We start from the raw sequence: 7,490 nt of genomic DNA, 5'->3' as shown, positions 1-7,490 counted from the left end.
GCTTCCGGCTGTTCCCGGCGCGGCGCGTCCACCTGCGCCTCGCGCACGGGCGCGCTGTGACGCAGGGTCGGCGCCGGGGTGTCGGCTTCCCGGAAGCGGTCGTGGGGCGCCTCGTCGAGGGCGAGGTCGACGCCGCTCTCCACATGGAAATCGAGGTACGCGATCAGGTCGCGCTGTGCGTCCGCCGACGAGGTCATGAACATCATGTGGGGCTTCGCACGCCTGTGGACAACGCGGCATTCCGGTCGGCGTCAGGCCGCGACGCTGCGCAACTTGGCCGCTCCCGCGCCCGATCCCCTGCCAGCAGCGGCTTGCCAACCTACATTGGAACGGGTTCAGAACGACGGCAACGGCGCATCGAACGATCGGACGGCGGGGACGCACGGTCCGCGCGCACGAACGAGACACGGCAGGAGACGACAGGCATGGCGCATCCCGAACGCGAGGGCATGGATTTCGACGTGGTCGTCGTCGGCGCGGGGCCGGCCGGGCTCGCCGCCGCCATCCGCCTGAAGCAGCACGCGCTCGAAAGCGGCGACGAGGTCAACGTGGTCGTCGTGGAGAAGGGCTCCGAGGTCGGCGCCCACATCCTGTCGGGCGCCGTGATCGACCCGTCGGGCCTCGACGTCCTCGTGCCGGACTGGCGCGACGATCCCGAGCGGCCGCTGAAGACCGCGGTGGAGCGCGACGAGTTCCTGTTCCTGACCAAGAACAGCGGCGTCACCCTGCCGAACCTGTTCTTCCCGAAGTTCATGTCGAACCACGGCAACTTCGTCGGCTCGCTGTCGAACGTGACCAAGTACCTCGGCGCGAAGGCCGAGGCGCTCGGCGTCGAGATCTATCCCGGCTTCCCGGCCTCCGAGGTGCTCTACGACGACCGGGGCGTCGTCGTCGGCGTCGCCACCGGCGACCTCGGCATCGCCAAGTCGGGCGAGCCGCGCGACGACTACACCCGCGGCATGGAGCTGCGCGGCAAGTACGTGATCTTCGGCGAGGGCGCACGCGGCTCGCTGACCAAGACGGTGATCGACCGGTTTCAGCTCAACCGGCACAGCGACCACCAGAAGTACGGGCTCGGCGTGAAGGAGCTGTGGCAGCTCGCCCCCGGCAAGTTCGAGCCGGGCCTGGTGCGGCACTCGATGGGCTGGCCGCTGCCGAACAAGGCCGGCGGCGGCTCGTGGCTCTACCACTTCGACGACCACCTGCTCTCGGTCGGCTTCGTCACGCACCTGAACTACGAGAACCCGACCCTGTCGCCGTTCGAGGAGTTCCAGCGCTTCAAGACCCACCCGATGATCCGCGAGGTGTTCGAGGGCGCCAAGCGCATCGGCTACGGCGCCCGCGCGATCATGGAAGGCGGCTGGCAATCGGTGCCGAAGCTCGTCTTCCCCGGCGGTTGCCTCGTCGGCGATTCCGCCGGCTTCGTGAACGTGCCGCGCATCAAGGGCTCGCACAATGCGGTGCTCTCCGGGATGCAGGCGGCCGACGCCATCGCCGCCGCGCTGAAGGCCGGGCGCCAGGGCGACGAGCTCACCGCCTACGATGCCGGCTGGCGCGACAGCGCGATCGGCACCGACCTCAAGGCGGTCCGCAACGTGAAGCCGCTGTGGTCGCGCTACGGCACGCTCGCGGGCGTGGGCTTGGGCGGCCTCGACATGTGGTCCAACACCCTGCTGAACGCCTCGATCTTCGGCACGCTGAAGCACGGCAAGCCCGACCACGCCTGCACCAAGCCGATCTCCGAGGTGACGCCGATCGTCTACCCGAAGCCCGACGGCAAGCTCACCTTCGACCGGCTGTCCTCAGTTTACCTCTCGAACACCAACCACGAGGAGGACCAGCCGGCCCACCTTCAGGTCAAGGACATGGGCCTGCAGAAGACCTCCGAGCACGACGTGTTCGGCGGGCCCTCCGCGCGCTACTGCCCGGCGGGCGTCTACGAGTGGGTCGAGGATGCGGCCGCCGGCGACGGCGTGCGCTACCAGATCAACGCGCAGAACTGCGTCCACTGCAAGACCTGCGATATCAAGGACCCCAACCAGAACATCAACTGGGTGACGCCGGAGGGACCTGGCGGGCCGAACTACCCCAACATGTGATCGGATCAATCCGCCTCGTCCGCTCCGCGCGATCCACGTCGCGGGGAGTGGATTCGCTCGGCGAACCCGCTTCGCGGGAACCGGACGCGCGAGCCGAAAGGGTCGTCCGTCGGGGCCTGGAACGATCGAATCGCGGCGGGTCCGGCGGCGTCCGGCGGTCGGGCCCGCGCCATCCTTTCGCCTTGCGGGCATGGCGGGAAGAGTCCAGTGTCCCCGCCGAATTCGGCGCCGCCTGGCCGCGATGGGCAGGCGCCCGCAGGAGCCGTGAACGGTGCCCATGACCGATGTCCGTCCCCGCCGCACCCGCACGGTGCTCGCCCTGACGCTCGCCGCGAGCGTGTCGCTCGGCGGGCAAGCGTTCGCGATGCAGCCGCGCGAATCCAGCCCGATGTCGGAGTACGAGCCAGCGGAGTCGCTCGAGGGCAATTTCCTCTCGGCCTACATCGCCGGGGCCTCCCGCGACACCGCGGCGGCGGCGAGCTTCTACCGCGAGGCGGTGAAGGCCGACCCGCGCAACACCGATCTGCTGGAGCGAGCCTTCGTCTCGCTGCTCGCCGACGGCGCCCTGCCCGACGCGTTCCGCGCGGCCGAACGCCTCGTCAACCGCGACTCGACCAACGGGCTGGCGCAGCTGTCGCTCGGCGTGCGCCAGATCAAGGCCGGCCAGTGGGCCGCCGCCCGCCAGAACTTTTCGCGCAGCGGACGCGGGGCTGCCGCCGACCTCACCGCGACACTCCTCACCGCTTGGGCCTATGCGGGTGCCGGCGACGGCAAGCGCGCGCTCGAGACCGTGAGCAAGCTCAAGGGCGAGCGCTACTACAACACCTTCCGCGATTATCATGCCGGCCTGATCGCCAGCGTCACCAGCGACCAGGCCGAGGCCGAGCGCCGCCTCAAGGCGGCCTACGACGCCGACAAGAACACCCTGCGCATCGTCGACGCCTACGCGCGGTTCGAGGCCAATGCCGGCCGCACCGACCTCGCGATCCAGGCCTATACCGACTTCGACGCGCTGATGCCGCGCCACCCGATCGTGCGCGACGCCCTCGACAAGCTGAAGGCCGGCAAGCCGCTCGCCCGCCTCGTCACCACGGCGCAGGAAGGCGCCGGCGAGGTCCTGTACGGGCTCGGCTCGGCCGGATCGACGCAGGGCGACGAGCTGCCGGCGGTGGTCTACCTCCGGCTCGCCCTCTACCTCGCCCCCGAGCATGCGCTGGCGCGCCTGACGCTCGCCGACACCCTCGACCGGATGAAGCAGCCGGAGAAGGCGAACGAGGCCTACGCCCAGATCCCGGCGACCTCGCCGCTGAAGCTCAACGCCGACATCCAGATCGGCCTCAACCTCGAGCAGGCCGGCAAGGGCGATGAGGCGCTGCAGTACCTCGACGCCGCGATGAAGGCGCATCCCGACGACATCGACATCATCACCGCGCTCGGCAACGTGCAGCGCTCGCGCAAGAAGTACGAGGAGGCGGCCGAGACCTACAGCCGCGCGATCGCGCTCATCGGCGACCGGCCGCAGGCGAACTTCTGGACGACCTACTATTTCCGCGGCACCGCCTACGAGCGGGCCAAGCAATGGCCGAAGGCCGAGGCCGACCTGAAGAAGGCTCTGGAGCTCGTGCCGGCGAGCCAGCCGGCGGCGAAGGCGCAGGTGCTGAACTATCTCGGCTATTCCTGGGTCGACCAGAAGATCAACATCGACGACGCCTTCAAGCTGCTGAAGCAGGCGGCCGACGCCAGCCCGCGCGACGGCATGATCGTCGACAGCCTCGGCTGGGCCTATTTCCGCCTCGGGCGCTGGGACGACGCGGTGCGCGAGCTCGAGAAGGCCGTGGAGCTGAAGCCGGGCGACCCGACCATCAACGACCACCTCGGCGACGCCTACTGGCGCTCCGGCCGGCGCCTCGAAGGCAAGTTCCAGTGGCAGCACGCCAAGGACCTGAACCCCGAGCCCGACGACCTCGTGCAGATCAACGAGAAGCTGAAGAACGGCCTGCCCGATACTGACAAGCCGACCGCCACGGCGGAGAACCCGCCGGCTCCGGTGGCCGCGCCGCACAACGCCGAGAACCCGGAACTGCCGAAGGGCGCCCCGGCCCCGAGCGAGGCGCCGGGCTCGGCCGACAAGAAGAGCGGCGGCTGAAGCAGGCTTATCGACGCGGGACCGGGTTCGACGCGGTCCCGCCGACTTCGGCTTCGACCGCGAAATGCTTTTCGAGGGATACGATCAGCCCATCGATCGCTGCAAGTGCGTCCTCGACGCGGTCGGATGACGGGGTAGCCGGAACACGCCCTGTCGGTGTCCCGTAGCGATAGCTGGTCGCGTAGGCTTCCAGGAACGTGATCGCTGCGAGCGCCCGGCGATCCGGGTTTTCCTCCGGGATCTTCCGAACGATGGTATCGAGCTGGTGGGCGTCCTTTCGCTCGATGTGGATGCCCTCGGCCGTGGCGACGGCCGTGATCAGGTGTTCGGCGGCCTGCGACGCCAAGTAGGCAGCGTTCCGCGACTCGGCCTTCAGCAGGATGCGAGCATCCTTCGCACAATCGCGGGCAAGCTCGAGGCAGGTCGCGATCCTACGCCCCTTGGACATCGAGTCTCTGGCCTTCGCGGGCGAGGGCATAGCTCAGCGTATTCGGGACGCCCCAGCTTTCGGCCAGCTCGCTTTCGCGGGCGGCCAGGATCGTGGCGGAGATGCCGGCTTCGCGGCCGATCGACCACCCGATGATGGGATCGAGCGCATCGTCGGAAACATCGTCCGGCACCGCGACGACGAGGTCCCAATCGCTGTCAGCACGATGATCGCCGCGGGCCCTGCTCCCGAACAGCCAGATCGCCCGCGGTCGCATGCGGGTGCGGATCGCCGCGATTAACGTGGCGAGGTCGTCCGGCAGCGGATCGGCGTAGTTGGATCGGGACACCGTGCGATCCTAGGCCGGCCTTGGCGGGCCGACAATGCCGGGCGTACGCCTGCGGGTTGCCGCGCTGGCGCCCGCCTCGTATGGCCTGCCGCTCCAAGTCATCGCCCCGACGAGAGCCCGTGCCCCTGCTCACCACCCGCGCCCCGGCGAAGATCAACCTGACCCTGCACGTGCTCGGGCGTCGCCCCGGCGACGGCTATCACATGCTGGAAAGCCTGGTGGCGTTCGCCGGCGTCGGCGATGCGCTGACGCTTGATCCCGGCCCGGAGCTGTCGCTCTCGGTGAGCGGCCCCACCGCGGGACCGGCCGGCCCGACCGGCGACAACCTCGTCGTGCGGGCGGCCCGGCACCTCGCGGAGGCGTTGCCCGATCTCAGGCTCGGCGCGTTCGATCTCGTCAAGCGGCTGCCGGTGGCGGCGGGGATCGGCGGAGGGTCGTCGGATGCGGCCGCGGCGCTGCGCCTGCTCGCGGAGCTGAACGGCCTGCCCCTCAACCATCCGGCGGTGGTCGCTGCCGCGCGGGCCACCGGGGCCGACGTGCCGGTCTGCCTCGATCCGCGGGCCCGCATGATGCGCGGCGCCGGCGAGGAGATCGGCCCGGCGCTCGGAATGCAGCCGTTCCCGGCGGTGCTGATCAACCCCGGCGTGCCGGTGCCGACGGCACCGGTGTTCAAGGCGCTCGGCCTCCGGGTCGGCGATGCCTTGAACGGCGTGCCCCATCCTGAGATCGGCCCGGGATCCGGGGTCGAGGCTCTGGTCGCGGCGATCGGGCCGGCGCGCAACGACCTCGAAGCCCCGGCGCTGACCGTGGCGCCGGCGATCGGCACCGCGCTCGCGGCGCTCCGCACCCAGGCGGGCTGCCGGCTTGCGCGGATGTCGGGTTCGGGCGCGACGGTGTTCGCGGTCTTCGCCGATCGTCATTCGGCGTCGCGGGCCGCGCGCGCGATCGGTTCGACGCAGCCGACGTGGTGGACGGTCGCGACCTACCTGCGCTGACGGACGGGCGGAAGCGTCGAGAGGATCTGTGGAGTGGTTCGAGGGCCGCCGCGTGCGGATCAGTGGACGCGCGAAACGCAGAAATCCACGACCTGCAGCAGCGCCGACTTCATCGGGCTTTCGGGGAAGGGATCGAGCGCATCCCGTGCCAGCGTGCCGTAGTCGCGCGCGCGGGCGACCGTCTCCTCGAGGGCGTGGTGGCGCCGCAGGATCGCGTGCGCGGTCTCGAGATCGCCGTCTTCCAGCGCACCCTGCTCCAGAGTCCGGCGCCAGAAGGCGCGCTCCTCCTCGGTGCCGCGGCGGACGGCGAGCACGATCGGCAGGGTGATCTTGCCTTCGCGAAAATCGTCGCCGACGTTCTTGCCGAGCGCTGCGCTGGTGCCGCCGTAGTCGAGCACGTCGTCGATGAGCTGAAAGGCGATGCCGAGGTTCATGCCGTAGGCGCGGCAGGCCTCCTGCTCGGCGACCGGGCGCCCGGCGAGCACCGGACCGACCTCGCAGGCGGCGGCGAACAGCTCCGCGGTCTTGGCACGGATCACCGCGAGGTACGCGTCCTCCGAGGTGCCGGTGTTCTTGGCGGCGGTGAGCTGCATGACCTCGCCCTCGGCGATCACCGTGGCGGCGGCCGAGAGGATGTCGAGGGCGCGCAGGGAGCCGACCTCAACCATCATCCGGAACGCTTGCCCAAGCAGGAAGTCGCCGACGAGCACGCTCGCCTCGTTGCCCCACTTGATCCGCGCCGCGACCCGGCCGCGGCGCATGTCGCTGCCGTCCACCACGTCGTCGTGCAGCAGGGTCGCGGTGTGCATGAACTCGACGCTGGCGGCGAGCTTCACGTCCCCGTCGTGGCCGGAATAGCCGCAGAGGTCGGCGCTCGCCAGGGTGAGGATCGGGCGCAGGCGCTTGCCACCGGAATCGATCAGGTGGTTGGCGACCTCGGGGATCATCGCCACGTCGGAACCGGTGCGCGACAGGATCTGGGCGTTCACCCGCTCCATGCCGCCCGACACCAGGGCCACGAGGTCGGCGAGGCTCGCTTCCGCGTCGGGGCGGCCTTCTTCGATGGAAACGACGACACCCAAGGTCCGATGCCTCCAGACCGATTTCGACTGCAGCGCGCGATGCGCCACCCCTTCGCATGCGCTTGAGGGCACCGCAACATGCGTCCGCGAAACCGGATATGGTGCCGGCGCACGCCAGCGCGCACGCGACGAAAGCGCCCTCCATCGCGAACAGGGTTGTGATGACCGAGCTGATCCGCACCAACGACATCGTCCTGATCGGCTTCGCGCAATCGCTGCTCGAAGGCGCCGACATTCCGGTGCTCGTTGCCGACAACCACATGAGCCTGATGGAGGGCTCGATCGGCGCCTTCCCCCGGCGCCTGCTGGTGCCCGGCGATCATGCCGCGCAGGCGCGCCGGCTCCTGCGCGACGCCGGGCTCGCGCACGAGCTTCGCGACGCGAACCCCTGA

General features: G+C 69.9%; 7 protein-coding genes and 1 pseudogene. 4 read left to right on the top strand and 4 right to left on the bottom strand.

All coding sequences use genetic code 11. The features are described from left to right. Positions 1–197: pseudogene (locus tag FV223_RS03100) on the bottom strand (uracil-DNA glycosylase); the annotation flags it as partial. 228 nt (positions 198–425) lie between these two features. On the opposite strand from FV223_RS03100, the gene FV223_RS03095 reads away from it, so the two are divergent. Both FV223_RS03095 and FV223_RS03090 read left to right on the top strand, forming a co-directional pair. After that, complete coding sequence (locus FV223_RS03095; protein ID WP_147725416.1) at positions 426–2,099, top strand: electron transfer flavoprotein-ubiquinone oxidoreductase; 1,674 nt, start codon at positions 426–428, stop codon at positions 2,097–2,099. Between the two features lie 277 nt (positions 2,100–2,376). Next, entirely contained in the window at positions 2,377–4,245 is a 1,869-nt protein-coding gene (locus tag FV223_RS03090) for a tetratricopeptide repeat protein (RefSeq protein WP_147725415.1), read from the top strand. A 7-nt stretch (positions 4,246–4,252) separates the two neighbouring features. Here the strand turns inward: FV223_RS03090 and FV223_RS03085 are convergent, their stop codons facing one another. Both FV223_RS03085 and FV223_RS03080 read right to left on the bottom strand, forming a co-directional pair. Next, complete coding sequence (locus FV223_RS03085; RefSeq protein ID WP_187274647.1) at positions 4,253–4,693, bottom strand: HEPN domain-containing protein; 441 nt, start codon at positions 4,691–4,693, stop codon at positions 4,253–4,255. After that, positions 4,677–5,021 (bottom strand): nucleotidyltransferase domain-containing protein, encoded by a 345-nt coding sequence (locus FV223_RS03080; RefSeq protein ID WP_210246688.1) that lies wholly within the window; start codon positions 5,019–5,021, stop codon positions 4,677–4,679. The genes FV223_RS03085 and FV223_RS03080 overlap by 17 nt, the downstream gene beginning before the upstream one ends. A 119-nt stretch (positions 5,022–5,140) precedes the next feature. On the opposite strand from FV223_RS03080, the gene FV223_RS03075 reads away from it, so the two are divergent. Next, positions 5,141–6,016, top strand: coding sequence for a 4-(cytidine 5'-diphospho)-2-C-methyl-D-erythritol kinase (locus FV223_RS03075; protein WP_147725413.1), 876 nt, complete (start codon positions 5,141–5,143; stop codon positions 6,014–6,016). A gap of 59 nt (positions 6,017–6,075) precedes the next feature. On the opposite strand, the gene FV223_RS03070 is transcribed toward FV223_RS03075, so the two are convergent. Beyond that, positions 6,076–7,098, bottom strand: coding sequence for a polyprenyl synthetase family protein (locus FV223_RS03070; RefSeq protein WP_147725412.1), 1,023 nt, complete (start codon positions 7,096–7,098; stop codon positions 6,076–6,078). Between the two features lie 161 nt (positions 7,099–7,259). Here FV223_RS03070 and FV223_RS03065 point away from each other — a divergent pair, with 161 nt between their 5' ends. After that, the gene (locus tag FV223_RS03065) at positions 7,260–7,490 is read left to right on the top strand and encodes a DUF2007 domain-containing protein (RefSeq protein ID WP_147725411.1); all 231 of its coding nucleotides are present in this window, start codon (positions 7,260–7,262) and stop codon (positions 7,488–7,490) included.

The organism is Methylobacterium sp. WL116 (assembly GCF_008039455.1).
Taxonomy (GTDB): domain Bacteria; phylum Pseudomonadota; class Alphaproteobacteria; order Rhizobiales; family Beijerinckiaceae; genus Methylobacterium.
The sequence above is the reverse complement of the archived record's forward strand: the minus strand, read 5'-3'. Positions and strand labels throughout refer to the sequence as shown.